Here is a 23,776-nt window from a genome sequence, read left to right on the forward strand (position 1 = left end):
CTGCTGCTTCTAGCTTTTGCTTAATATCGCTACAAGAGTTATAGTCTACAGCTTCCTTAACTACCCTTGGCAGCTAGTTCACAAAATTTTTAGCTTCCAACAGTGGCAGATTTGTGATGCTTCTAATTGTCTTGATAACTGCAAGTATTCTATCGGCTGGAACTTCTGATAGAATGACATCAAATTCAGGTTCAATTTCAACATCATTCATCTTTTTATTTTTGGTAAAAACCCAGAATCAACGTCCATTTTTTAAGCAGTTAAAATCACCTCGCGCAAGTTAAGAAAGCCTTGGGTACATATACGGGAGTTGAACCCGTGACCTTTTCTTTAGAGAGAAATGCTCAACCATGAGCTAGTATGTAAGCTTCCTTAGTTGGGGCGCGAAGTGCTGTTTAACTACCTAGTTTTTATCCCGCACAAGTTAAAAAAGCTCTTTAACTGGTGCTCTACCATTTGAGCTACATCGCCAATAATGGCGACGGTAGGATTTGAACCTACAACTTCCCGCTTATGAGGCGTATGTTTGTAAGCTTCATCAGTTAGGATGCGGGATAATTTGATTTGAGATTGTGAATTTCATTCAAAATTGATTGGGTTACTTCGCGCAAGTTAGAAAAGCTTTTTACTTTACTGAGCTACCATCCAAATAATGGAATGGAGAGGAATCGAACCTCTGACCTTTCGATTTAATCGAATGCTCTTGGCCAAGGGTATGTAGGCTTTTGCAATCTGGGCGCGAAGTAAAAATCAATGGAACTTGAAAATAGTGCAATAATTAAGGGCACACAAGTCAGAAAAGCTGTTTTTTTACTCCTCTCCAAAAAGCGGAGAGGGCAGGGATCGAACCTACTATTCGATTGCTCGAATGTTACCAGTTTGTAGGCTTTTTTAGTTAGGGTGCGCCTTTAATTACTAACTACAATTAGACGTTAATAATTGACAGCAATTAGCCGTAAACTGCCTCTGGGCGTATAATCAAATCGCCTGTAGGACGGCGATCTAAGACGTAAGGTTGAAAGCGATCGCGCCCGACATCAAAATGCTGTGCGAGTCGTTCTTTAACGGCTCCATCATTCATATTGGGCGTGATGCCTAGCTGCTCTTCTGCAACATCGTAAGAACGCCCTTCAAAACGAATATGAACCATGCTAGCACCTCCTATAAATATTTTAGATTTGGGATTTGGATTTGGATTTGGATTTGAATTTGGATTTGGTAGCTTGTCTGTTCTGTAATTTAGTCAGCTTATAATTTGGCAAATAATTACAGAAGAAAACGCCGCTCTAAATGATACAATTGTCTAAGACTTTCAGTTTTTTCGGTTGGCTTTTCCTGTCTGAGTATGATAGAGTTCTCTTCCTCTAAATCTGTCTCAGTTTGGTCAAAGTTACGCCGCTCTAGTTGAATTTTCTCTGACTCGCTGGGAGTCTGAGCATAACTGAAAAATCGGGTGTAAAGTAATAACATCGATCGCTGATTAATCTTCGTTTCAAGATTGATAGATATTTAGTTGTCAAGGTTCGGGTAGGCTTTTGCTGTAGAGGCTTTCGACCTCTCCTTTGCTTGCCACACTTATATACTACACAAATACTACAGAACTGTCAAGGGGGTTGGGAAATTTTTTTTTAGCACCTGCGCCCACCCTAGACGAAAAGTTGCTCCTCTATAAAAATGACAAAAAACCCCTCTTATATAAAGCAGGGGTTTTTTGTTATTAGACCTAGCTAGCACAGACTAATTTAGCCTTTCCAGCCTTTTTCAGCTTGAGAAAGCACGTAGGTAGCCACATCCTCAATTTGTTGGTCGCTTAAACGACCCTTGAATTTTGGCATCGCATTTTTGCCATTTGTCACCTGGGCGGTGATGGCTTCTAGAGAGTTCATCGCAAACTTCTCCAAAGCTTCTTTTTTCAAGGTTCTTTGAGCCATCACAACATTACCGCCACCGATATGGCAAGCAGCACAGTTAGCGGCAAAAACTTTCGCTCCATTAGCGATATTTCCCTCTGCCAATGCAGGGCGACCAAAACCGAGGGTAAATATTGCGATCGCGAACAGGACAATCGATAAGATTCTTTTCAACTGAGTTCTCCTCTAGTAACATTTTTCCCCTCTCCAGCTCTCGCTGTCAGGGGGACTTTCCAACATCAAAGCATCTTGACCAAACTATTTTACCTGTTGATACACTCACAATAGCGATCGCAGCCTTTTTCCCGCCCATTTTCAATTCTCAAAACTCTCCACGCCCCATCCCGGAGCCTTTTGAGCGGCTCTGAGTACAAAAGCAGCCAAATTTTCTATTTGCTCCTGTGGCATCCAACTTTCCGGTACCTCTCGGCACCAATAGCTTTCCTCGCTGCCGTCGTAACTCATCGGCTCTCTCAAAAAAGCCACCAAGCTGCTAACATTGTCACGGGGAGGCGTTGCAGCTTTGAGGTCTTTCAAAGACAGAGATACCATTGGATTGGGTAGTGTCGCTCCCCCTACGTGACAGTTCAGGCAGTTTTGCCCAAACAGGCGTTTGCCCGCCGATAAATCCTCACCAGAAAACAAGCGAGTTTCTCCCTGACCGTTTAGCTCTAGCTCAATAGGTTCTTTGGCTTGCAAATACCGAACCACATAGGGATCTAAAGCATCAGCTCGGGCAGGTTGGACAGCACTTAATAGCAGCAGCCCACTTACTAAAATCCCCAACAGATAACGAACTAAAACACTATGGCGTAGCATGAGGGCGAGCAATATAAATGTGATATTGAATTCTAGGGCCAAACAATTTTAGACTTTAGATTTTAGATAAGAGCTCAGCCCCGAACCCGCTCGATGCTTGCAGTCCGTAAACAACCTCACCATCTAAAATCCAAAATCTAAAATTTAAAATCCTTTAACGAGCTCCTTTGCCACCACCCCACTGAGAACCGATAATCTGCGGTTGCAATAGAATATGACCCGCGATCGCATAAAGGTCATCATCCGTGAGATTTCTCATTTCAGTGAAAATATCTGCACTTTTAGTGCTAGGGTGCAACTCAGAAATTTCGGTAAACCCGTCAAACGTCTTTGGGTTTTTCATGAACTCCACCAACGTTTCTATATTAGTGCGTGGTGGGGATGCCAAAGCTAAAGTGTCAGGACTCAAATTCACATTTGGGTCAGTTTTTGTCATACCCCCCACATGGCATTGAGCGCAAGCTGAGTTAAATAAGCGTTTGCCTTCTTTAACTTGTTTGAGGCTCAACACCACAGTTTTACCCTGAGCGTTCAGAGGAACAGTGCGAACCTCTTCGCTGAGTTCGACAGCAAGGGCACCGCCGACAAAAATCTGAAATGTCAAGAATACAGTGACAACAGCAATGAAATATCTTTTAAGCATGGTTCTCCCTAAAAACAGGTTAGTTATTGAACCCTTTACACAGAATGGATCAATCTGCAATAGGTTCTGAGTCACGGCCTCGATCGAGTTTAGAAATAATTGCCTTAACATCCTCCAAAGCCAAACGGGTTCGCGGATGTTTGTAAGCAATTCCCAACTCATCGCACAAACGCAGTACATCTTCTACAGGGACGTTGTAATCCACTGCTATTTCTGCAATCGACAGGTCTGCAAAACCCATAATTATTGGTTGCTGACAGTTGACATTCTCATCCCTAAAGAGGATGGGATTCAAAGCGAGATTTCGCTCTAAATCTCCCTATTGCTAGGGTGATTGGGCGCAATCTTTTTGCTTTAAAAGGTAGGCTGCTATCCTAGTCTTACAACTAGCTCAGAGAAGCGTTTAGGGATTCTTCCCTGGTTTCGCAGATTCCCTGCGTACCTTTTTAAAAGATTATCCCAATATCCGCCCATCAGGTATTACTGATCCCAGCCATCAATCTCTCTTGAGCACCAAACGAAAGCAGTTGTGAATCACAATCAATATCATCCCATCCAGATGCCCTTTTACCAACTAGCTGTCTTTGCTTCGATCGCCCGCTTTAGGGCAATCGCCCGAAGCTAGTGGTATGTGTGGGTATAATGTGGGGATCGCTCGGATTCAAGCTTTCTGCCACGCTAGAAGCGGAACTGATTTGCGGTTGGGGTTGGTGAAGTCGAATTAGCTGAGCTAAAGTTTTCTTTAACTGGGTGCGAGGTACGATCGCATCTACAAAGCCCTGAGCCAGTAAATACTCAGCAGTTTGGAAATTTTCGGGCAGCTTTTCCCGCAGAGTTTGCTCGATTACCCGGCGACCGGCAAAGCCAATTGTTGCTTTTGGTTCTGCAATAATAATGTCGCCGAGCATAGCAAAGCTAGCTGTCACGCCGCCAGTTGTAGGGTGAGTCAAGACCGGAATGTAGAGCAGTTTAGCTTCTCGATGCCGTTCTAAGGCTCCAGAAATTTTTGCCATCTGCATCAGCGACAGCATTCCTTCCTGCATTCTGGCACCACCAGAGGCACAGACAACGATCGCCGGTAAGCCTTCGAGGGTAGCGCGTTCGATCAGGCGGGTGATTTTTTCTCCTACTACTGAACCCATGCTCCCTCCCATAAATTGGAAGTCCATCACAGCAAGGGCTATGGGTAAGCTTTCTAGTTGGCCTAGTCCCGTTTGTACTGCGTCTACTAAGCCAGTTTTTTCTTGAGTTTCACGGAGGCGATCGCTATACTGTTTGCGATCGCGAAACTTTAACGGGTCAGTCGCGCACAATCCCCAATCGATTGCCTTCCAGGTATTCGCATCGATCAACTGCTCGATACGTTCCTCGCTGTATACTCTCAAATGATGGCCGCACTCTAAGCACACCATAAAATTTGCCCGGAGGTCTTTGGCATAGGTGAGCGCCCCACAAGCTTCGCATTTAATCCACAGCCCGTCAGCAATTTCGCGTTCGGGCCGCTGTTCAGAATTTGGCACTGCTTTTCGTCGATCTGCAAACCAGTCAAATAAAGACATTAAAACTTGGTAATTGGTAATTGGTAATTGTTAATTGTTAATTGTTAACTGTTAACTGTTAACCGTTATCTGGATCTTCCTCAATCGGACTGATTAGGAGCGATGCCGCCCACTTGTCTTGCGGTCGGACTTGCAAAGCTGTGGCACTCCCAGCTCCCAAATACGATGCTAAGCCCAAATCCACAATCCGAGCCGGGATTTGATGAGCGGCTAGTAACTGCTCCATCAATTCGGCTTCCCAGCGGAAGCTAGTAGTTTTTAGCGTAATCCAAGACACAGATTATCTTACCAATTTAAGGGACTAGGCTATCTGCCAATTATTTATCTGAGTAAACATACCTAATTAGAGGCTAAAATTAGGGAAAAATAACTGCAAATAAATAGATATTATCATCTCGCCCCAAAGAGCTGTTAATACTGCGCCCAAAGCCAAAAATGGCCCGAAGGGCATCTGTTGGCGGCGACCAAGCCAGCCCAATGCGATCGCACCCCCACCCACAAATGCCCCCAGAGTACAGGCGAGAAACCCCGCCAGTAGTAGATATTTCCAGCCTAACCACGCTCCCATCATCGCTGCTAATTTAGTATCTCCCGCTCCCATCGCAGTTTGCCCAAAGACAAGGGAACCTGCTAAGGCAATGATGTCAAACAACCAAAGACCAACAACTGCACCGGTAACACCCGTTAATACTAGACGATCGATCCCAACTGCGAGATTAAAGTTGGGCAATAAACCATTTAATGCTTGGAAAACTAGACCGAGAACCAATCCTGACCGAGTTAAGGCATTAGGAAGGGTCATGGTGTCTAAATCAATTAAAGATAAAGCTAAAAGCCAGCTAAAAAACGTCCAGTAACCCAAAGTTTCTAGCGTTACCCCGAACCTCCAGAAAACTAGCAAAAACATCAGACCCGTTGCTGCTTCTACAATTGGATAGCGGGCAGAAATAGGACTTCGACAGTGCTTACACCGCCCCCGCAGCCACAGCCAGCCGAATACTGGTACATTTTCGGAGAGTCGGAGTTGATGTAAGCATTGAGGACAGCGAGACGGCGGCCAGAGCACGGACAATTTTGCTGGTAGCCGATAAACTACGACATTGAGGAAACTGCCAATTGAGGCTCCTAGTACAAATATAATTAAGGCAAAAGGCAGAGCGGTGAGTATTTCCATTAAGAAGGGGCTAGGGGCTAGGGGCTAGGGAAGAGGAAAGAGGGGCTAGGGGCTAGGGGCTAGGGAAGAAGGGAAGAAGGGAAGAAGGGAATAGAATAAGCAGACTTTAGCAATAAGCGAGCGTCCTAACTGACTTGGGAGTTGCGATAAGTAGTTGGACAAAAATAAATAATGTCATTGCGAGCCCAGCGAAGCAATCCCAAACCCCTGCGTTGGCGAAGCCTGCGCGTAGCGCTTATGCTTCACTTCACTATCGTTCCGTTCGCAATGACATGGTTGCGTTTATTTATAGCAACCGCCATAACGGTTAGGACATTCTAAATCGCCTAAACCATGTCTAGTATTGCATTTTCCTCCTGCCTCAAGCCGAACTGCTATATGTCCGACTACTTAGCACTTAGAGGGCGGCGTTACCAGTTTACTAATAAATTTGCGATTCAATATGCTCAAAAGGTACGTAACATTCATCGGGTAATAACACTGGCTTCGATGAGAAAATTAGTTGACCTCGGCTGTTTACTGTGTTAATTACTACGCCCATTGGACGCTGCATTTGGTCGGAGTGTACTTCCAAATAGGCACGATAGGTGAGTCTGGCGGTTCGGAGTAAAGTCGAATCGAACAACATGGAGCAATCTCGACTGTTTAGCGTTTTTTTTGCCAATCCTTGCGATCGGGAGTTAAACAAATTGTAAGCCTGAATTTGCTACTTCTCGTGCTTACTATTCGATGTTTTATCTCGCCCCAGCATTTTCCGAAGCTGAACGACTATCCTATTCGCGACACTCAGCAGCCAATATTGATGCGGTTATCTAATTATAAATATTAGCTTTGCTTTCTCCAAAATCTCTATTATTATTAAAATACAACTATCCAAGATATTAAACACAACGAGTCAGTACATCCATGCCTGCTAAAGATGCCTTTCACGAAGTTGTTAAAACCGCTCTCCAGAAAGATGGATGGCAGATTACTCACGATCCATACACTTTACAAGCTGGAACTCTAGAGCTTTACATTGACTTGGGGGCTGAAAAGGTGGTTGCGGCCCAAAAAGACGGACAGAAAATCGCCGTTGAAATCAAAAGCTTTATTGGCCCATCCAAAATATCCGAGTTTTACACAGCTTTAGGACAATTCATTAGTTATAGAGCAGCTTTACAACAACAAGAAGCAGACCGCATTTTATATCTGGCAATACCCAGCAATGTCTACCATAGTTTTTTCACAATGGGCTTTATTCACTCTTTAGTTAAACAAAATAAAATTTATTTAATTATTTACAATATAGAGCGGGAGGCAATCGCACAATGGCAAATGTAGAACTTTATAGGCAGCACATCCAAAATCTTCTCTCCCAACACGCCAGTCTGGTTTGGGATGAGCGAATTCAGGCTGAAACTATCTTTGATACCGACCGCGATCGTTATCAATTAGTCTATGTAGGCTGGCGCAATCAGGAGCGAATTTATGGCCCGGTTTTGCACCTAGATATTATCGACAATAAAATTTGGATTCAGCAGGATGGAACCGAGGTGGGTATTGCCAATGAACTCGTAGAATTAGGAGTTCCTAAACAAGACATTATACTAGGTTTTGACCCTCCTAATATGCGAGAATTCAGTGAATTTGCCATCGGATAAATTACGTTTAATTTACTGTCGATCAATAGTCCGGACAGTTTTTAAGCAGCCAGAGTACCATAAGACAAGACTGAGGGGAGGTTAGGATGATTTAAAATCAAGTCCTTGTCTAAATCTAACTTGCTAATAAATGTATAAAGTAGATGCCGATTGAATTCCAGGCGTTTATAGGAGGCCATTGAAAACACGAATGGATGGGCAGACAAGTGGCGATTAGAGGCTTCATATTTGGCTAAATTTAAGGCCGCTAGGCTGGCATTAAAATGAAAATCAAGCCGTTGGCTATTCACAGATTGACAATCGGACAAACCAGTAAATTGTTTGGCATCCCGAAAAATGAATTCAATTTGAAAACGAGCTTGATAATACTCAAGTATTTGCTCAGCCTTGAGATTGATATCGGTACTAAACAATAAAACATTTTTGGTTTTACCGTTAGCTTGAAGCTCAGATATACAAGCCAAACGGATTTTGCATTTTAAGCAACAACTCCATACTAATAATGAATAAAGCTTAACTCCTGGCTTAATTTCTTTGACGAAAGTTAGATTTTTCAAATTATTGCAGTCAACTTTACCATCATATTTACGAGGAGCGCCGAATTTATTCCTTGCTCCGGTATAGAGGTAATTCAGGTTGGCATCAACCCTTAATCTACTAATCAAATTGAGATCTGACTCCCGAACAGCATCCCAAAATTTAGCGCGGTAATAATAGCCATCAGCCACCAAATAACGTACAGATTCTGGCAACAAAGAACGAGTATTTTTTAAATGCTTTGCATAGTCGTCAACTCTTGTTATATCAGGTGTTAAGGTTTCAGATACCTGTTTTTTACTCCGTTTTTTTAAGTTTCTTTTCCGAGTAAAAATTAGGGAGTTTTTCGGTGGTTCTGTGGTCGGACGCGAAAGAGTTTGTTGCACGCTTAAACTATAGGAAATATGAGTTTCAATTTCGACAACAGAAATCACAGAAATTTCTAATCCTTGTTCAGCTTTTCCCGCAATACCATTATAAAAATAACCTTTTCCCTCAGTATGTTTACCACTTTTTCTCAAAAAAGAACAATCAATAACGGCAATAATTGTGCGTTCAGGATTCAAGGCTTTTTTAATAAAATATTTAGAGAATTGCTCCCAGTCAAACTTTTTTAAAAAATGCCGCCGATAAGTTTTTTCAGTGGCAGGACTATAGCGGCCCAGATTGGTGAAGTTCACTTTGCCATAAACCAGCACGATTGTGGAAAGTAAAGTCATTATAAACTTTTTTTGGGCTTGACTCACCCCGGACATTTGTTGTAAGATGGATTCAATAATGTTCATAAGGCAGTCTGTTAAGCTCAGTTTTTTTAAGCTTAACCTAAAGAGTGTCTTTTTTTCTGCCTTTGAGATTCAAATTTTACTTACTTTTTTGTGGACGGGCGATCGCGTCTCTACTCCAAAACTGTCCGGAGTATTGGTCGATCGCGCTTCTTCTAAAATATCCAAATTCCAGCTCTTCTAGGATATGCAAATTCCAGCGCGATCGCTACACTGGTCTACAACATCGCGAACCAGACTAAAGACCTCGCTAAAAGTTTCTCAGCATTGCTGTGAATGCACAATATTATAAATTTGTCAATAGTAATTCCATAATTCTCGCCTAATTAGCTCGGCGAGGATCGACGAACACCTACTAACATTACAAACAAATCTCTAAGACTAAGGCTACAATCACAGTCAAGCAGCGGAACTTGAAAATATTTTTTCAATCTCTAAACACAGATTTAAGCACAATTTTCTACCTAAAACTTATGGATAATAGCACAAAACTCACAAATTTACGAATTAACGTATTAGCCTACAATCCTCCCTTAGCCGCCCTCGAACTCAAGCTGCGATCGCTACTTTCTGCTGAGCTATATGCAGCAGCTTGGGTAGACCCAAAACCTGCAACCTTAATCAATGTTTTCGACCACTTGCGGACTCTGCGCTACATCCTGAACGACTATGTACCCCGACCTGTATCTGAATCACCCCCCAAACCGGGCGAAGTTCGCTATCAATGGCAAGAAGGCACTTTACTATTTACCGATCTCGCAGGCTTCACACCCCTGTTAGAAGCCAATGCCGCCTACGGTCGTTCTGGAGCAGAAGCACTTTGGAACTTACTCCACACCTATTTTGCCTCAATGATTGACATCATCAGCAAATCCGGTGGTGACTTATTGGAATTTACCGGAGACGCAATGCTGGTAAAGTTTTTAGCTACTAAAGACGGTAACGATACAGCTACGGCATTGCGGGCGGGACTGCGAATGCAGCGAGCAATGGCAAATTTTAGCCAAATTGAAACGCCGAGGGGCGTTTTATCCCTGGGAATGCGCGTTGGCATTCACTGTGGCAAGTATATCGCTGCGGACATCGGCACGCCGATGCGAATGGCTCACGTATTGCTGGGTCATTCTGTCCAGCAAGCCAAGCAAGCTGAAGGTGCAGGTACTGTGGGAAGAGTATGTTTGACGGAAACTGCAAGTTCTGTTCTAGCAGACCAATTTCGCTTTGAACCTAGCAAACCTGGTTACTTATTAGCCGTAGATGACCTCACCGATGCTCAACTCGGAGAATACGACATCATGCCTACCCGTCGTCGGATGCCAAGTTCTGTTTTGCTAGACAGGAGTGTATCTGGTTTGGCTGCTGAAATTGAAGAGGCTGTGAAGCGGGTAGAATCTCTGGCTAGCTACATTCCTAGACCGATTCTTACCCTACTGGTAGAAAATGCCAATAAGCGACAGATACCGCCTGATTTTCTGATGCCGACGGTGATGTTTGTAAACTTGATCGGTTTGCCAGAGTCAGTTGATTTGGCAACGCCGGAGGAAGCTGTCAATCTTGTCACCAGTTTTTCCCGCGTTTTTTCGATGGTGGATGCTGCTGTGACTGCCAGGGGTGGGGTTTTGCCAAATGTGACTGCTCACTTGGAGGGTTCTGATATTCTGATCTATTTTGGAGTACCGGAAGCTCACACTAACGATCCCTATCGAGCTGCTAGTGCGGCCTTGGCGATCCGAGATATTATTTCACAACTGACACCGCCCATTGTTGGAGGTAAGCAAGTTACAGTGTTTTCTCAGATTGGACTGGCAATGGGCCCTGTGTTTGCCGCTGAGGTTGGGGAATCTCGCGGTCGCCGGGAGTTTAACGTAGTTGGGGATACAGTGAATACGGCAGCGCGATTGATGACTAAGGCGGCTAAAAACCAAATTTTGATCAGCGAGAAGGTGTTTAGTGCGATCGCGCCTCACTTTGACTGCGAAGATTTGGGAGCTATTTCCCTCAAAGGTAAGGCCGCTCCTATGTCAGTCTTCGCCCTTCAAAAGCTCAAGGTTAATAGTTAACTGTTAACCAAGGTACGTAAGTAGATAGATTGTGTATATTGTGTGTCATTGCGAGGAACTTAGACCATATATCTTGTGTGTCATTGCGAGGAACGAAGCAATCGCAATGCTAAGCGAAAAGCTTCATTCCTCTCATTAAAGTTAGGTTGATAAAGATGATTAGTTGCTTGCCGTTTTCGACTTTCTCCACAAGTGAGCTGCACCCAAGCCCAAAAAGGCTAACAATGAAGCTAACGGGGAGGCATTCTCTGGTACGGAAGGAGGAGGAGATTCGTTAATTTCTAAGGTCACAAGCCCATCACCTCTAACAGCTCCGTCTTGCAAGACGAAAATAAATGCCCTGGGATCTCCAAACATAAATCCGTTCTTTTCCGCGAAAACTCCGCCCTCACTTCCCGGAGCAATGTACGCGCCAATTTGAGTGGGAACTCCGTTCTCGAAACCCAAAATAGGAGCGTCTGGGAAGTTTAAATCATCACTCGCTGTATAGGTGACAGGAGTTAAACCTGTAGCAAAGTCCAGAAATCTAAAGTTAAAAGATAGCAATCCTGGTCGATCTCCATTTCCACCACCACTGATATTGATGGATTCTGTGCCAACTTTGGTCAGATGTGTATCGTCGTAAGAAAAGTCACCCGTGTAGACCCCCACGAATTTGGGATCGTTGACGTACTCGGCCTCGATTTTGACTTTGATTGTGCCTGTGATTATAGCTGCCATAGCTGGAGATACTCCTAATGTGGATATCAAGTATGTCCCCAGAATAGCGGGTAGCGCATATTTTAGTATGTTCATTAAATTTTGGTATCACTTAAAATGTAAGTGAGTTATTTTAAGGCTGAGGTTAGCATGAAAGCATTTTAATTTCTACAGTAAAACTTAAATTTTATATGAGTCTTTTTTCTATTTAATGATATTAGTTATAAAAAAACTTATTGATCCGGGTGTAAACATTATTAATTGTTGGCCTCAACATCAATTTTATATAGCTTTATTTTTGTACATAAACGCGATCGCATTAATTTAGTAAAGATTATTTTTTCAACAAAAAGCTGCTTTTAACACCTAATATCCGGGTAAGTAAAAAGTTTGGTGTATAAGAATTATTCTCTTCTCTTCTAGAGAACTACAGCCTTCTTCATTTTTCCTTTTACCTTCAGCTATAACTAATTAGACTAAAGTTAAAGGTACTTTATGAGTCAGCTACAAATTTCTGTTTCTCCGCTGCCTCGGAGATTGACTTCCCTAGAGACGTGGGGGTTTGGGTTTAGCGGGTTGCTTTTGTGGCTGGGCACTGCTCCTGCCATGCACGCTGCCTTGGGACAACAAGCCATTTGGGTCTGGATACCCGGAACCATTGTCGGCGTTTTGCTGAACCTGCAAGTGAAACAATTGGGGAAATACTTCCCTGATGTCGCTGGTGGCACACCGAACTACACTACGCGGTTACTTCAGCAGTTTCCGTCCTTGGCTCGCTACAGTGCGATCGGGTATCTGCTTGGGTGGATCTCCGTGCCGCCTATGAATGCGATGATCTTGACCGATTTGATTAAGCAGAATTTAGACCCCTTTGGGATCGCGTGCCCGGTTGTGCTGCTGAGAGTCGGATTTGCTATTCTGCCGTTTATTGTTGCCTTTAGCGGTACTCGTACTGTGGGGATTTTACACACTTTCTTTGTGTTTCCAGCAGTCGGGTTTCTCCTCACCTTTTGTTTGCAAGGGATTGGCTGGCTAAGCTTCTCGCCCGCCAGTCCTGGGTTGCTACCCGATACTTGGACGGGCATTTCTGCCATTGATTGGATGAAGTGGTTCTTTATCGCTGTCTATGCCGTTTATGGCTGTGAGACTGCTTCTTCGTTTGTGGCAGATAGCCGCCAGCCGACTGCTACTGTACGTTGTCTGAGCGTGACAGCAGGATTCATCCCTATTATCTATTTTGCAGGGTCTTGGGTACTGATGCGGTTAGCGACTGCACCCGGATTAGGAGATAATGCTAGCCTCAATTTGGTTGCTGCCACGTCTCCCTTCTGGGGCGCACTGGCTCCTGCGCTTGTGGCGTTTTTGATTACGTCAGGCTGCCTCCTGAGTTCAGCGACAGCCGTTTCTAATTGTCCTCGGATTCTGTATCAGTTGGCGATCGATGGGTATCTACCCTCTGTATTTTCTGCGATCTCGCGCCGAGGTGTGCTTACGCCGAGTTTGATTTTTACCTTATTCTTGAGTCTAATTTGCTTACTATGGGGCGATGTTACCCGCATTGTCATGATCACGGGAACGGGCTACCTACTGTCAATGATGGCGATCCATTTTGGGTCGTGGTTGGGGCGCGGGCGACCAGAAACCCGGTGGTCTTGGTGGTCGCTGGGTTTTTTTGGTGTTGAGGCTGCCGTTCTAGCGATCGGTGGGTGGGCATGGGGTTGGCAAGATCTATCGATCGGGATATTGCTGCCGTCGATCGTGGGTTTGCTCGGAACCGGGCTCCCGCGTCTGCGGTTTGCGCCGTTCCAGCCTGTTTGGTGGGTGCGAAAGTATTCCGAACCAATGTCTAATCCTAAAACTGATTGGGTGGCCTTTCAGGTCACGATTCTGATTGTGTTGATGTGCGGCGCGGTCACTATTGGCTGGTTAGTCCGGGCCGGACTGGAATATCGTGGCATTGGGAACCATTTGGCGTTATTTAGCATTTTGCTGATGACAGTGGCGTTTGTTGGGGTCGCGATCGCCTGCTGGACGACTCTGCCCCAAATTGCTGCTATTACAGAAAGCCGAGAAGTGCTTGAGCGCACCCTCTCTGATTTACAGCGGACGCAAGCTCAACTGGTGCAAGCAGAAAAAATGTCTAGTTTGGGACAGTTGGTAGCAGGAGTGGCCCACGAAATCAATAACCCTGTCAACTTTATCTATGGCAACTTAAGTCATGTACGGCAGTACGCTCATGACCTGCTGAATGTAATCCAACTTTACGAGAAGCACTATCCCATTCCTGTTCCCGAAATTCAAGCTGAAGTTGAGGAAGTAGATCTGGAATTTTTGCAAGTGGATCTGATCAAAACCCTGGATTCCATGAAAATAGGTACCGATCGCATTCGCCAGATTGTGTTGAGTTTACGCAATTTCTCGCGGATGGATGAAGCTGAGTGCAAAACAGTCGATATCCACGAAGGAATTGAAAGTACGCTGTTGATTTTGCAGCATCGTTTGACTGCACGCTCCAATCGCCCAGAGATTCAGCTAATTAAGAATTACGGCGATTTACCGCCCATCGAATGTTATCCCGGACAGTTGAATCAGGTGTTCATGAATGTTCTGGCGAATGCGATCGATGCTCTAGAGGAAATGACCGCCAAACGAACCTATCAGGAAAGCCAGACAAAGCCGAATCAGATCGCGATTCGCACGGCAGTCATAGATAGTGAATGGGCAGAAATTAGGATCGCTGACAATGGGCCTGGCATACCAGAATCCATTCAAAAATACATTTTTAACCCCTTCTTTACGACTAAGCCGAGCGATAAAGGAACGGGTATAGGAATGTCTATCAGCTACCAAATCATTACCGAAAAACATCACGGTAAATTAATTTGCTTTTCTCAACCCGGTGCGGGAACTGAGTTTGTAATTCAGATTCCAATTCGGCAAGGAGTTAGCAGTTAACAGTTAACGGTTAACAGTTAACTGTTAACTGTTAACTATTAAGTATCTCCTTGGCAACTCCTTCGACAATCTTAGTTAGCGGATGATCGGGATAGTTTAAAGTAAAAACTCCTTTGCTTGCCAGTAACATCATCTCGTCGCTGTGGGGTAGAACACCTGCCACTGGAACTTTGTAGGTCGCTTCTACTTGCTTCTTTAAGTCATCGAAATCAAGGGAAATCAGTGCTTTGTTAATCACTAATAACATCTTGGGTACTTCCAATTTTCTCGCTACGTCTACGGTGACGGCCGTACCCTGGAAATCTTGCTGATCTGGACGTAAAATCAACACAAGGATATCAGAGATAGTAATAGAAAGAAGGGTTTCTTCATTCAGACCGGGGTGGGTATCAATAAATAGATAGTCCAGTTTGAGATCTTCTATTAGTTCTTGAAAGCCATCGTTAAGCAAACCTACATCGTATCCCTCTCGCAGCACTCGCGCAATTTCTCCGGCTTTGACGCTGGATGGGATCAGATAGAGCGTACTGTCTTTTGCTGCCGTTTTTGGGAGAACGGAACTGACATCGTAGGCCGTCTCTGCAATCGGACACCGACCCCAGAGGTAATCATTGAGGGAACGTTTCATGTTGTCCTCGCTGAAACCAAAAAGAACGTGAATCCCTGGTGATTGAATATCTGTGTCAACGATGCCAACTCGCTTTCCGTAACGAGCGACGGTACTAGCTAGGTTTGCTGTTGTGTTCGATTTGCCAGTTCCACCCCGGTAGGAGTGGATAGATACTACTTTAGACATGATTTACCTCTGATTCCTAGAGAAGGCGGCATTTACTAATCTATTACTTATGATTCTTCATCTTTCTTTTCTGTTGCGACCTCCTCAAGTTTTTCTGGCGATCGCCGCCGCTTCATCTGTTTAGCTTTGGCCGCTAAATCTGCAAATCCCTCGTCGGGGGGATTTTCTTGTGTAAGATTGCTGTTATCCGCTTCTAACTGAGTTCGCCGTCGCTTCATCTGTTTAGCTTTGGCCGCTAAATCTGCGAATCCGTCATCGGGTGGATTCTCTGCTGTGGGATGGTTGTTTTCTGGATGCGCGATCGCCTCTGCTGTGAGATGGTGGTTTTCTGGATGCGCGATCGCCTCTGCTGTGGGATAGTTGTTTTCTGGATGCGCGATCGCCTCTGATGAAACGCTTTCCTCGCTGACTTCACTCACCTTACGCCTCTGTTGCTTTGCCTTTTGCTGCAACTGAGCAAAATAATCCTCTGCCTCACTCTCGGCAGTTTCAGGTGCTGGGGTTAAGGAAATGGCAGTTTCGGAGACTTCCTTTTTCCGAGTTTTCAGTTCGCTTTTCTTTTGCTGCAATTCTCTAAAGAATTCGGACTCTGTAATTTCGGCAACTTGCTGTTCTTTTTTACTTTGGTCAATTTCAATTTTAAAGACTTGTTTAACCTTATCCGTAATTACTTTGCCATAGCCTCCCTTATTGAATCTATCTCCTAAGACGACGCTGCCGGCAGTTACCATCAAGGCGATCGCAGGTGTGACAACGGGAACCCACCCTCCCAGGATAAAAATCCCAAAACCTATACCCAAGGACACTCCCAGTATTGCTCCTCCAGCTAAGCCAAAACGCAGGGGTTGCTGAATACGCCAAGCTAACACTGCTCCCACCATTGACCACCCCCAAATCCAAAGGACTTCTAGCCATTCGGGCCAGAACCAAAATAAAGGTCGCCCATCCAGAACTGCACTCAGAAGTTGACTGACGATTTGAGCGTGAGCTACAATTCCTGGCATTGACTGGTCGTTTTGCTTACCAGCGCTATAGGGAGTATAAAAAGCATCTTTAACTGTATCTGTAGCATAGCCAATGAGAACGATCCGATCTTTAACTAACTTTGGGTCAATCTTGCCTTCGAGGACATCTGCAAAGTTGGCAAACTGGGCAACTTTGCGGGCAGAACGGTAGTTTATTAGTAATTGATATCCCCCCACGTTGGCATTTTTGTATCCGCCAGAATCCTTTTCTAAGGGGTTAATAACAGTGGAACCCAGCATTAATTTCCCTTGGGGGGATGTTCCTGGCTTAATTCCCTGCTGTTTTAGATAAAGGTTAACTATCTGAAATCCAAAGGATGATAAAAACGGGACGGAGGAATTGTTGCACAGGTGTTTTTCAACTCCGGGGGGTTCTGGAGGTTTAATGAAAAATGCTGTGCGGCGGAGCACTCCGCCGGGATCTACGACTAAATCGGCAAATCCGACTTGACTGTTTGCCAGTCCCGGAGCGGGGGGACTTCCTGGCTGTTCTGCTGTACCATCGCTGAGTAAGCAAACGCCGACTATCCGTTTACTTTGCTGTAAAACTTTAGTTAATTCAGCGCGACCATCTCCTAAAGGTACGTCCCGCAGTAAATCTAGACCGATGACGCGGGGCTCTAAGCGCTCTAGGTTTTGCAATAGGTTGGTTACTTTGCGATCGGAAATGGGCCATTCTTTGAGCCTTTGGATATCCCCTTCCGTGATTCTGACAATTAACAGGCGCGGGTCTGGCCCTTCGTCTTTTCGCCATCGGAGCATTTGGTCAAAAGCCCCTAATTCTAACGGTTCCAGCATTCCTATTTGCCGGGCCCCAACTAACAAAACAGTAACGGCGACACTGGCAACTGCTACCGATTTGACAAAGTTTAGGGTAGGCTTGTACAGGTTGCTCAATTTTGGCAACGCTGAGGATATTTTCTGAGAGAATTTATCAATCATCGCGCTCCATTCTGTAATTCCTATTGCGTAGTACCGCGCTTAATGAGGGGATATCAGAGTTTGATATTTGACCTCAAAATAAAAGTTTAGGTAATGTCGCAAGCTGTGGTTTGAGAAGTTGCACCTGAGTGTAACAGACTTTTTTTAGAGGTATCATTGCCGATCTTGACTATTGCTGGTTTGGTTAATTAATGCTATTGATCGGTTTAGGTGCAAAAAATGTCGCTAGTAGTAGCGGTTCGATACTTGCGATCGCTCTGGGAGACAGGTAATGTCTACAAACCTGTTGCTCCCTGACAGCCGGGGTGACAAATCCGGCTGCCGCCGTAAGGCAAGTCTATCACAAAGCTCGTCCGCCTTTGAATTCAATATCCTCATGCCCTGTTTTTAGATAGGGTTTCCCTAGTAGTTTGAGGGGAGGGGATAGACGGAAGGAGGCCTGAAGCCTTGGCTCTATGAAATTGGGTAAAGAACCGGAAGCTCTCTGGCGATTGCCTGTGGAGTAAGAATAAGTAGTCAGAAGCCTAGCTATACTAGCTATAATTGTCTATAACATTTTAGTTTAGTCAGCTTTTGGCTAATGTACTACGACATCGACAAACAAGGTAGCAATCAGTGTGAAAGAGGCTATCTCGTATAAGGGTGTTAGCTAACTTTTACACTACCTATGTTGGTTGCTGACAAATCGATTGATGTGTTTTTTCTTCCTGGTCTGAAGCAGGAAGTAAAATTGAAATCTGCACTGTGCAGGTTGGTTGAACCTTGACAGCACCGCAAGTGCAGAATAATCTCTGTCAATTTTTGCATTTTATATTCAAAGGCCCCAAAAAATGAAACATTTTCTGCATTTAGCAACAATTTCAGCGGTTTTATCTTTAGGAATGACCGCGATCGCTAGCTTTCCTAATGTAGCAAACGCTCAGTCAGAGCCATTGCTTTTGAGTCAAGTTAATTTCCAACCCCCTGATGTCACTGCACCTGGTAACAGACAAGGGGGGACACATCGGGGAACGGGGGCCTGTCCTGCCGGTTTATCTATTACCCCTTTAGTACCTGTAAGCAATATTGGGTTAACCGTAGAAGAGTCCCCATCTTTTTTTGTATATATTCCTCAAACTTCCGCAAAAGTTGAGTTTACTCTACTAACTGAAAATGAGGATGATGTGGTTTATGAGACTGCTTTTAAACCCAATAAAGCTGGTGTTGTGAGCGTGACTTTACCACCTGCTAGTGGCAGTCGTAAGCCTCTTGAGATTGGCAAGCGATATGTCTGGTCTTTTTCTATGGTTTGCGATCCAAACGATCGTTCGGCAGATTTAGTGGTGAAGGGATGGGTAGAGCGAATCACACCTCAGCCAGCTCTCAAAAGCGATTTGTCTAATCCCGATCCTCGTGCAAGGTTAGGAGTTTATGCTAAAAATGGGCTGTGGTATGAAACTCTTACTACGTTAGCTGAACTGCGTCTTAAGACCCCTAATGATTCAGCTTTAGCAACTGAATGGGTGCAATTATTGCAGTCTCAAGGACTTGAATCAGTTGCAAATCAACCCCTACTTCAGGGTCAGTAAAATCTGTGGAGAATAGGGACTAGGGGCTAGGGAAAGAGAGGGAGATGGGGGAGATGGGGAGGATGGGGAGGATGGGGGAGATGGGGAGGATGGGGAGGATGGGGGAGATGGGAGGATGGGGGAGAAAATCCGCCATTCTCCCCAATTAGGAAATACAGGACTTACGCACCCAACCTCATAAACCGGGTTTTTTTGACCAAAATACTTCGCCCTCACCCACAGATGCTCTCAAAAACCCGGTTTCTGGAGCCCCATAGTAAGTCCTAAATTAGCCATTAGCAATTAGCCATTACCAATTACCAATTACCAATTACCAATTACCAATTACCAATTACCAATTACCAATGATCCCTAACTTTCCAACTATTTTAGCCCTAGATTTTGACGGTGTAATCTGTGATGGTCTAGTTGAATATTTTCAGACAGCATGGCGGACTTATTGCCAAATTTGGCAACCTATTAATACAACCCCGGATTCCGACTTAGCCTTAACTTTCTACAAGCTACGGCCTGTGATTGAAACTGGTTGGGAAATGCCACTTTTAATCCAGGCTTTACTGTTAGATATTCCGCAGGAAAAGATTTTGCTAGACTGGCCAAGCATTGCTCAGCAATTATTGCTAGAAAATAATCTGACGGCTTTGGATGTGGGTACTAAGCTAGACAATTTACGCGATGAATGGATTGCCAAGGATTTGAATGAGTGGCTATCTCTACATCTGTTTTATCCGGGAGTGACGGAACGTTTACAAGAGTTATTGAGTAGTAATGTACAACCAATAATTGTGACGACTAAAGAAGGTAGATTTGTGCGCGAACTTTTGCTGTTAGCAGGGGTGAAAATGCCTGAAGGATCGATTATTGGTAAAGAGTATAACAAACCTAAGCATCAAGTTTTGCGAGAATTGTTGGCGAAGTCTGGGGAAGATGGTGTAATTTGGTTTGTGGAAGATAGACTGAAAACTTTGATTTCTGTTAAACAGCAATCTGACTTAGCTGGGGTCAACTTATTTTTGGCTGATTGGGGATACAATACTTTAGCTGAACGAGATTCGGTAGCAAAATATCCTCCTGTAAAACTTTTGTCTCTATCTCAGTTTGCTCAGGATTTTTGTGGGTGGTTGTAGAATAAACTTTGTATGTTAAGAAAAAGGAAGAATCATATATTTCTGTCATTACGAGCGAAGCGAAGTAATCGCAACCCTTTATTTTTAGCTAACTCCGTAAGTTTTGTTAAAAAATTTTTCGGTAACTGATTTCGTTGGTGTCGGCGACAAAAAAATTGAGATTTTGGGGTTGACTTGTACTCCTAGACAAGGTATATTTATATAATCGGATGGGTGCAAAAATAATATTTTTAGACCAATTTCTATTATAAACTAAGTATACTGTCAAGTTCTGAAAAATGCAAGGGGTGGAGCAAAAAAAAATCAATTTTCTTATCATTATTTTTTAAATTTTTGGGACTTCATACTAATGCTTGATTTAACCAAAGTAGCTAAGGCAATGCAAGGAATGAGCCAACATCTAAGCGCGGAAGCTGTGGCGGCTGGTAAACGCTTAGAGGTAGCTTTAAATTTGCTTGAGAAAGCGGAATCTGCACAGGAAAAGTTGGTAAATTTACAGGAAACTTACCGCGAGCGCATCTTATTTAATGCTGCAACTCCTAGAGAACCTTTGGATGGCGGCGGCTACATTGTGGTTCCGCCAATTGCTCATACGGTATTGGCAACAGATGGATCGCAAATTGCCCCAAATCACCACGAAATTGCTTATTGCTATTTGCTAAATGTCGGTCGCGTAACCCTGCATTATGGCCAAAGTCGCCACCCAGTTTTAGATAGTTTGCCAGAGGTTTTTTATAAGGCAGAAGACCTGTATATTGCTCGTCAGTGGGGAATTAGAACTGAGGAGTGGATGGGTTATCGGCGTAGCGTGTCGGAAGCAGAAGCTTTGGCGGAATTAGGCTGTAAGTGGGCGGCAATTAATGGCAATAAATTGACAGCGCCAACTTTAGCAATGGTGGATGGTTCGTTGATTTATTGGTTTTTGGAGGGGTTGCCAAATGAAGCTCGCGATCTTATTTTGCAGCCAATTTTAGCAGCATGGGAAAAGTTACGGTTAGCAGGAATTCCGCTATTAGGTTATATTAGCGCTTCTCGTAGTGCTGAAACTTTATCTTTTCTACGTTTGGCAGCTTGTTCCTATGACGTACCTGACTGTATAACTAATTGTCCTAATGCGATCTTTGCGGCGAATTTACCGAATGCGGAGAAAGCACCTTGTCAAGTGTTTGAACCGTTGCGAGATGTGATTTTATGGGGTTCAATTTTGTTACCAGGACAAAGAACTCCTTTGTGGCGATCGCAAGCTCGAATTTTGGAGTTATATGGAGAACAAAATATCTATTTTTGTTATGTTCATGTAGGGACTGAAATTGCTAGGATTGATATGCCGCAGTGGGTAGCTGAAAATCCTGTATTATTGGAGTCAGCTTTAAGTTTAATGTTAGGTCAGGTTCACAAGGGTGGTGGCTATCCAGTAGCTTTGGCAGAGGCTCATAATCAAGCGGTAGTGACGGGGGGAGATCGAGGTAGATTTTTTGCTTTGTTGGAGCAACAAATGATTAAGGCTGGCTTGAGAAATGTGGGAATTTCTTATAAGGAAACTAGGAAGCGGGGGAGTATTGCGTAATTGTTAACGGTTAACTGTTAACTGGTAATTGGATGGCGTAAAATTTAAGTTAGATAAATGGGAATAATTTTGTTTGGGGGTGATTATGCCATTGGAATTAGTTATTTTACTTGCGGCATTGATTGTTTCTTGGTTGGCGTTTAATTGGGCAATTAAGGTATTAAAGGCTAGTCTTGGTACGGCGGTTGCGATCGCGGCTATTGTTCTCGTGTTACAATTAGTTTTTGGGATTGGGCCGAATCAGCTTTTGCAGCATATAATTAATTTGCCACAGACGCTTTGGCAAATGGTTCAGGGGAAGTGAGAGAAATTAAAAAAAAGATTTTTCGGTTATATTGTCTGCAATTATTGCGGCAAAATTTCTCTCAATCTCTCCCGAAACAAACGCACAGCAGCCCTTTGTCCAATACTTTTACTTTCGATGTGGCTGGACATAGACAAAATTCATGCTAAGGAAAATTAGAGACTTGAAAGGTCAGATTGCGCGTGAAGGTTTTGTTTATCTACCCAAACGCGGCAAAGGTAGCCATGAACGTTTATTAACTGAACTGAATGAGTTAAGGGAGGGCGAGGGTTTATGAGTCGATATAGTATGATTGTTCAATGGTCTGATGAAGATCGGCTTTTCCTAGTCACAATTCTAGAGTTTTCCGAGCGCGTGGTGATGCCTTGTACTCATGGTAAAAGTCGTGAGGAAGCAATTCATAACGGCGAAGAAGTGATTGAAATGTATCTGGAAGCTTGGGAAGCAGAAGGTGAATCTATCCCTGAACCTAGTACGCTTCAAATTGCTTGATTGGTATTGTCAAACTCTGTTGGTGTGGTGGAGAGGAAAGGCGCGATCGCACAGCTAAACTGTTGAAAATTATCAGTTTGAAGGAGAAATGTTTGGTCAGATATTGTTAGACAATAATCGCCTAAATCTTGTTGTTTTCAACCCCAAAACGGAGGAAATAGTACAATGGATAGCTTAAATAATTATCGCCAACTGGTTAAGCAGATGCTTACTGAATATGCTGAGATTCCAAGTTTTGACAGTGGGACGCAAAATGAAACAATTTTTGATGTAGAAAATGACCGTTATCTGTTACTAAATATAGGTTGGTTTAATGACCGACGCATTCACCATTGCATAATTCATATTGATATTATTGACGGTCAGGTGTGGATTCAAGCAAATAATACTGATTATTTGATTGCTGAGGAGTTAGTTGCAGTGGGTATTCCTCCCGAATCAATTGTTTTGGGACTTCAACCACCTGATGTTAGACTTTATACTGCTTATGGAGTGCCTTCTAAACAGCATCAGCGAGAATCGTTGAAAGTATGATGGAGTGCGATTTGAGTGGGAAGGCGATCGCGCTTTCTTATTTTCAGCAAATTCGATTAAACTCTAGTAAAATAAGACATAGTTACCATCACCGCCAAAGCTAAATCACCATGCAAACCGTAACATTTGACATTATTTTAGACGCGATCGAAACCTTGTCTACTGATGAACAAACCACTCTACTTGTCATCATGCAGCGGAGACTTAGCGATCGCCGTCGTACCGAAATTGCTGCTAATATTGCACAAGGAAAACAAGACTATCAAGCTGGAAACGTTTTTAGAGGTACGGTTAATGATGCGATCGCGGAGCTAAATCGTTGAAAGTTATTACTTTTGCTCAATCGTTTAAACGTGCTTACAAAAGCCTGATCCGCAAACACCCGGAACTACAGCCTAAAGTTGAAGGTGTTTTGACACTTTTGGCAGAAAACTCTTTTGAGCCATCACTGCAAACACACAAACTCAAAGGTCAATTAGCTGGCTCTTGGCCTGTACTGTGGAGTATGACTGTCGGATTGTATTTGATTTTGTTGAGAATCCAGAGTCGGGAGATGAGGAAATTCTCTTGCTTGATATTGGCAGCCATGATGAAGTTTATTGAACGCGATCGCGCTTGGTAGTAGTTAAAAAATATAGAG

28 protein-coding genes and 2 tRNA genes are annotated in these 23,776 nt (G+C 43.8%); 12 read left to right on the forward strand and 18 right to left on the reverse strand.

What is annotated here, in order from left to right; all coding sequences use genetic code 11:
* Positions 1–73 precede the first annotated feature (73 nt).
* The 13 genes from OSCIL6407_RS32520 to OSCIL6407_RS32525 form a co-directional block, all read right to left on the reverse strand.
* A complete protein-coding gene (locus tag OSCIL6407_RS32520) occupies positions 74–211 on the reverse strand; it encodes a ribosomal protein L7/L12 (RefSeq protein WP_007353020.1) in 138 nt (45 codons plus the stop codon).
* Positions 212–292: 81 nt separating this feature from the next.
* Positions 293–365 (reverse strand) — tRNA-OTHER (locus OSCIL6407_RS34160).
* Between the two features lie 111 nt (positions 366–476).
* A tRNA-Met gene (locus OSCIL6407_RS34165) sits at positions 477–540 on the reverse strand.
* A gap of 409 nt (positions 541–949) precedes the next feature.
* Positions 950–1,150 carry a hypothetical protein gene (locus OSCIL6407_RS0111130; protein WP_007353019.1) on the reverse strand — a complete coding sequence of 67 codons (201 nt, stop codon included), beginning with the start codon at positions 1,148–1,150 and terminating at the stop codon, positions 950–952.
* A gap of 116 nt (positions 1,151–1,266) precedes the next feature.
* On the reverse strand, positions 1,267–1,470 hold the full coding sequence (locus OSCIL6407_RS0111140; RefSeq protein WP_007353018.1) for a hypothetical protein: 204 nt from the start codon (positions 1,468–1,470) through the stop codon (positions 1,267–1,269).
* Positions 1,471–1,742: 272 nt separating this feature from the next.
* Positions 1,743–2,084, reverse strand: coding sequence for a cytochrome c6 PetJ (petJ, locus tag OSCIL6407_RS0111145; protein ID WP_007353016.1), 342 nt, complete (start codon positions 2,082–2,084; stop codon positions 1,743–1,745).
* 141 nt (positions 2,085–2,225) lie between these two features.
* The gene (gene psbV2 / locus OSCIL6407_RS0111150; protein ID WP_007353015.1) at positions 2,226–2,729 is read right to left on the reverse strand and encodes a photosystem II cytochrome PsbV2; all 504 of its coding nucleotides are present in this window, start codon (positions 2,727–2,729) and stop codon (positions 2,226–2,228) included.
* Between the two features lie 154 nt (positions 2,730–2,883).
* Positions 2,884–3,372 (reverse strand): photosystem II cytochrome c-550, encoded by a 489-nt coding sequence (gene psbV, locus OSCIL6407_RS0111155; protein ID WP_007353014.1) that lies wholly within the window; start codon positions 3,370–3,372, stop codon positions 2,884–2,886.
* A 49-nt stretch (positions 3,373–3,421) separates the two neighbouring features.
* Positions 3,422–3,613 carry a hypothetical protein gene (locus OSCIL6407_RS0111160; protein WP_007353013.1) on the reverse strand — a complete coding sequence of 64 codons (192 nt, stop codon included), beginning with the start codon at positions 3,611–3,613 and terminating at the stop codon, positions 3,422–3,424.
* Positions 3,614–3,974: 361 nt separating this feature from the next.
* A complete protein-coding gene (gene accD / locus OSCIL6407_RS0111165; protein WP_007353012.1) occupies positions 3,975–4,931 on the reverse strand; it encodes an acetyl-CoA carboxylase, carboxyltransferase subunit beta in 957 nt (318 codons plus the stop codon).
* Between the two features lie 58 nt (positions 4,932–4,989).
* Complete coding sequence (locus tag OSCIL6407_RS0111170) at positions 4,990–5,208, reverse strand: hypothetical protein (protein ID WP_007353011.1); 219 nt, start codon at positions 5,206–5,208, stop codon at positions 4,990–4,992.
* Positions 5,209–5,274: 66 nt separating this feature from the next.
* Positions 5,275–6,105, reverse strand: a complete 831-nt coding sequence (locus tag OSCIL6407_RS0111175) for a prepilin peptidase (RefSeq protein ID WP_007353010.1) — start codon at positions 6,103–6,105, stop codon at positions 5,275–5,277.
* A gap of 421 nt (positions 6,106–6,526) precedes the next feature.
* Positions 6,527–6,733: a hypothetical protein gene (locus OSCIL6407_RS32525; protein WP_007353009.1), complete on the reverse strand. Its 207-nt coding sequence runs from the start codon at positions 6,731–6,733 to the stop codon at positions 6,527–6,529.
* A 278-nt stretch (positions 6,734–7,011) separates the two neighbouring features.
* Between OSCIL6407_RS32525 and OSCIL6407_RS0111180 the strand changes: the two genes are divergently transcribed.
* Positions 7,012–7,428, forward strand: a complete 417-nt coding sequence (locus OSCIL6407_RS0111180) for a XisH family protein (RefSeq protein ID WP_007353008.1) — start codon at positions 7,012–7,014, stop codon at positions 7,426–7,428.
* The gene (locus tag OSCIL6407_RS0111185) at positions 7,416–7,748 is read left to right on the forward strand and encodes a XisI protein (protein WP_007353007.1); all 333 of its coding nucleotides are present in this window, start codon (positions 7,416–7,418) and stop codon (positions 7,746–7,748) included. Before OSCIL6407_RS0111180 ends, OSCIL6407_RS0111185 begins: the two co-directional genes overlap by 13 nt.
* 41 nt (positions 7,749–7,789) lie before the next feature.
* On the opposite strand, the gene OSCIL6407_RS32530 is transcribed toward OSCIL6407_RS0111185, so the two are convergent.
* Positions 7,790–9,070: a transposase gene (locus OSCIL6407_RS32530; RefSeq protein WP_019486963.1), complete on the reverse strand. Its 1,281-nt coding sequence runs from the start codon at positions 9,068–9,070 to the stop codon at positions 7,790–7,792.
* Between the two features lie 470 nt (positions 9,071–9,540).
* Between OSCIL6407_RS32530 and OSCIL6407_RS0111195 the strand changes: the two genes are divergently transcribed.
* Positions 9,541–11,127, forward strand: coding sequence for an adenylate/guanylate cyclase domain-containing protein (locus OSCIL6407_RS0111195; protein ID WP_007353699.1), 1,587 nt, complete (start codon positions 9,541–9,543; stop codon positions 11,125–11,127).
* 159 nt (positions 11,128–11,286) lie between these two features.
* Here OSCIL6407_RS0111195 and OSCIL6407_RS0111200 read toward each other — a convergent pair whose 3' ends face one another.
* On the reverse strand, positions 11,287–11,847 hold the full coding sequence (locus tag OSCIL6407_RS0111200; RefSeq protein ID WP_007353701.1) for a hypothetical protein: 561 nt from the start codon (positions 11,845–11,847) through the stop codon (positions 11,287–11,289).
* A 474-nt stretch (positions 11,848–12,321) separates the two neighbouring features.
* On the opposite strand from OSCIL6407_RS0111200, the gene OSCIL6407_RS0111205 reads away from it, so the two are divergent.
* Positions 12,322–14,781, forward strand: coding sequence for an ATP-binding protein (locus OSCIL6407_RS0111205; protein ID WP_007353702.1), 2,460 nt, complete (start codon positions 12,322–12,324; stop codon positions 14,779–14,781).
* Between the two features lie 31 nt (positions 14,782–14,812).
* On the opposite strand, the gene OSCIL6407_RS0111210 is transcribed toward OSCIL6407_RS0111205, so the two are convergent.
* Together OSCIL6407_RS0111210 and OSCIL6407_RS0111215 are read right to left on the reverse strand one after the other, a co-directional pair.
* Positions 14,813–15,577, reverse strand: a complete 765-nt coding sequence (locus OSCIL6407_RS0111210; protein WP_007353703.1) for a MinD/ParA family ATP-binding protein — start codon at positions 15,575–15,577, stop codon at positions 14,813–14,815.
* A gap of 47 nt (positions 15,578–15,624) precedes the next feature.
* A complete protein-coding gene (locus OSCIL6407_RS0111215; protein WP_019487228.1) occupies positions 15,625–17,544 on the reverse strand; it encodes a CHASE2 domain-containing protein in 1,920 nt (639 codons plus the stop codon).
* Between the two features lie 830 nt (positions 17,545–18,374).
* Between OSCIL6407_RS0111215 and OSCIL6407_RS0111220 the strand changes: the two genes are divergently transcribed.
* Positions 18,375–19,112, forward strand: a complete 738-nt coding sequence (locus tag OSCIL6407_RS0111220; RefSeq protein WP_007353705.1) for a DUF928 domain-containing protein — start codon at positions 18,375–18,377, stop codon at positions 19,110–19,112.
* On the opposite strand, the gene OSCIL6407_RS34175 is transcribed toward OSCIL6407_RS0111220, so the two are convergent.
* The gene (locus tag OSCIL6407_RS34175; protein ID WP_148288855.1) at positions 19,095–19,328 is read right to left on the reverse strand and encodes a hypothetical protein; all 234 of its coding nucleotides are present in this window, start codon (positions 19,326–19,328) and stop codon (positions 19,095–19,097) included. The genes OSCIL6407_RS0111220 and OSCIL6407_RS34175 overlap by 18 nt on opposite strands.
* 128 nt (positions 19,329–19,456) lie before the next feature.
* Here OSCIL6407_RS34175 and OSCIL6407_RS0111230 point away from each other — a divergent pair, with 128 nt between their 5' ends.
* The 7 genes from OSCIL6407_RS0111230 to OSCIL6407_RS30580 all read left to right on the forward strand — a co-directional run bounded on the left by OSCIL6407_RS0111230 (position 19,457) and on the right by OSCIL6407_RS30580 (position 23,758).
* The gene (locus OSCIL6407_RS0111230) at positions 19,457–20,239 is read left to right on the forward strand and encodes an HAD family hydrolase (protein WP_007356536.1); all 783 of its coding nucleotides are present in this window, start codon (positions 19,457–19,459) and stop codon (positions 20,237–20,239) included.
* A gap of 349 nt (positions 20,240–20,588) precedes the next feature.
* Complete coding sequence (locus OSCIL6407_RS0111235) at positions 20,589–21,806, forward strand: DNA double-strand break repair nuclease NurA (protein WP_007356537.1); 1,218 nt, start codon at positions 20,589–20,591, stop codon at positions 21,804–21,806.
* An 85-nt stretch (positions 21,807–21,891) separates the two neighbouring features.
* The gene (locus OSCIL6407_RS0111240) at positions 21,892–22,110 is read left to right on the forward strand and encodes a hypothetical protein (protein ID WP_007356538.1); all 219 of its coding nucleotides are present in this window, start codon (positions 21,892–21,894) and stop codon (positions 22,108–22,110) included.
* Between the two features lie 273 nt (positions 22,111–22,383).
* Complete coding sequence (locus tag OSCIL6407_RS0111250) at positions 22,384–22,602, forward strand: type II toxin-antitoxin system HicB family antitoxin (protein ID WP_019487230.1); 219 nt, start codon at positions 22,384–22,386, stop codon at positions 22,600–22,602.
* 165 nt (positions 22,603–22,767) lie between these two features.
* Positions 22,768–23,136, forward strand: a complete 369-nt coding sequence (locus OSCIL6407_RS0111255) for a XisI protein (protein ID WP_007356541.1) — start codon at positions 22,768–22,770, stop codon at positions 23,134–23,136.
* Positions 23,137–23,246: 110 nt separating this feature from the next.
* Complete coding sequence (locus OSCIL6407_RS0111260) at positions 23,247–23,459, forward strand: hypothetical protein (protein WP_007356542.1); 213 nt, start codon at positions 23,247–23,249, stop codon at positions 23,457–23,459.
* The gene (locus OSCIL6407_RS30580) at positions 23,456–23,758 is read left to right on the forward strand and encodes a type II toxin-antitoxin system RelE/ParE family toxin (RefSeq protein ID WP_007356543.1); all 303 of its coding nucleotides are present in this window, start codon (positions 23,456–23,458) and stop codon (positions 23,756–23,758) included. The genes OSCIL6407_RS0111260 and OSCIL6407_RS30580 overlap by 4 nt, the downstream gene beginning before the upstream one ends.
* Positions 23,759–23,776: the final 18 nt, after the last annotated feature.

The sequence above is a fragment of the Kamptonema formosum PCC 6407 genome (assembly GCF_000332155.1).
GTDB classification, from domain to species: domain Bacteria; phylum Cyanobacteriota; class Cyanobacteriia; order Cyanobacteriales; family Microcoleaceae; genus Kamptonema; species Kamptonema formosum.

Excerpts from the sequence above, each read along its gene's own strand:
- OSCIL6407_RS32520 (WP_007353020.1), bottom strand. The coding sequence starts at position 211 with ATGAATGATGTTGAAATTGAACCTGAATTTGATGTCATTCTATCAGAA.
- OSCIL6407_RS0111130 (WP_007353019.1), bottom strand. The coding sequence starts at position 1,150 with ATGGTTCATATTCGTTTTGAAGGGCGTTCTTACGATGTTGCAGAAGAG.
- OSCIL6407_RS0111140 (WP_007353018.1), bottom strand. The coding sequence starts at position 1,470 with ATGTTATTACTTTACACCCGATTTTTCAGTTATGCTCAGACTCCCAGC.
- psbV2 (WP_007353015.1), bottom strand. The coding sequence starts at position 2,729 with ATGCTACGCCATAGTGTTTTAGTTCGTTATCTGTTGGGGATTTTAGTA.
- psbV (WP_007353014.1), bottom strand. The coding sequence starts at position 3,372 with ATGCTTAAAAGATATTTCATTGCTGTTGTCACTGTATTCTTGACATTT.
- OSCIL6407_RS0111160 (WP_007353013.1), bottom strand. The coding sequence starts at position 3,613 with ATGGGTTTTGCAGACCTGTCGATTGCAGAAATAGCAGTGGATTACAAC.
- accD (WP_007353012.1), bottom strand. The coding sequence starts at position 4,931 with ATGTCTTTATTTGACTGGTTTGCAGATCGACGAAAAGCAGTGCCAAAT.
- OSCIL6407_RS0111175 (WP_007353010.1), bottom strand. The coding sequence starts at position 6,105 with ATGGAAATACTCACCGCTCTGCCTTTTGCCTTAATTATATTTGTACTA.
- OSCIL6407_RS32525 (WP_007353009.1), bottom strand. The coding sequence starts at position 6,733 with ATGTTGTTCGATTCGACTTTACTCCGAACCGCCAGACTCACCTATCGT.
- OSCIL6407_RS0111180 (WP_007353008.1), top strand. The coding sequence starts at position 7,012 with ATGCCTGCTAAAGATGCCTTTCACGAAGTTGTTAAAACCGCTCTCCAG.
- OSCIL6407_RS0111185 (WP_007353007.1), top strand. The coding sequence starts at position 7,416 with ATGGCAAATGTAGAACTTTATAGGCAGCACATCCAAAATCTTCTCTCC.
- OSCIL6407_RS32530 (WP_019486963.1), bottom strand. The coding sequence starts at position 9,070 with ATGAACATTATTGAATCCATCTTACAACAAATGTCCGGGGTGAGTCAA.
- OSCIL6407_RS0111195 (WP_007353699.1), top strand. The coding sequence starts at position 9,541 with ATGGATAATAGCACAAAACTCACAAATTTACGAATTAACGTATTAGCC.
- OSCIL6407_RS0111200 (WP_007353701.1), bottom strand. The coding sequence starts at position 11,847 with ATGGCAGCTATAATCACAGGCACAATCAAAGTCAAAATCGAGGCCGAG.
- OSCIL6407_RS0111205 (WP_007353702.1), top strand. The coding sequence starts at position 12,322 with ATGAGTCAGCTACAAATTTCTGTTTCTCCGCTGCCTCGGAGATTGACT.
- OSCIL6407_RS0111210 (WP_007353703.1), bottom strand. The coding sequence starts at position 15,577 with ATGTCTAAAGTAGTATCTATCCACTCCTACCGGGGTGGAACTGGCAAA.
- OSCIL6407_RS0111215 (WP_019487228.1), bottom strand. The coding sequence starts at position 17,544 with ATGATTGATAAATTCTCTCAGAAAATATCCTCAGCGTTGCCAAAATTG.
- OSCIL6407_RS0111220 (WP_007353705.1), top strand. The coding sequence starts at position 18,375 with ATGAAACATTTTCTGCATTTAGCAACAATTTCAGCGGTTTTATCTTTA.
- OSCIL6407_RS0111230 (WP_007356536.1), top strand. The coding sequence starts at position 19,457 with ATGATCCCTAACTTTCCAACTATTTTAGCCCTAGATTTTGACGGTGTA.
- OSCIL6407_RS0111235 (WP_007356537.1), top strand. The coding sequence starts at position 20,589 with ATGCTTGATTTAACCAAAGTAGCTAAGGCAATGCAAGGAATGAGCCAA.
- OSCIL6407_RS0111240 (WP_007356538.1), top strand. The coding sequence starts at position 21,892 with ATGCCATTGGAATTAGTTATTTTACTTGCGGCATTGATTGTTTCTTGG.
- OSCIL6407_RS0111250 (WP_019487230.1), top strand. The coding sequence starts at position 22,384 with ATGAGTCGATATAGTATGATTGTTCAATGGTCTGATGAAGATCGGCTT.
- OSCIL6407_RS0111255 (WP_007356541.1), top strand. The coding sequence starts at position 22,768 with ATGGATAGCTTAAATAATTATCGCCAACTGGTTAAGCAGATGCTTACT.
- OSCIL6407_RS0111260 (WP_007356542.1), top strand. The coding sequence starts at position 23,247 with ATGCAAACCGTAACATTTGACATTATTTTAGACGCGATCGAAACCTTG.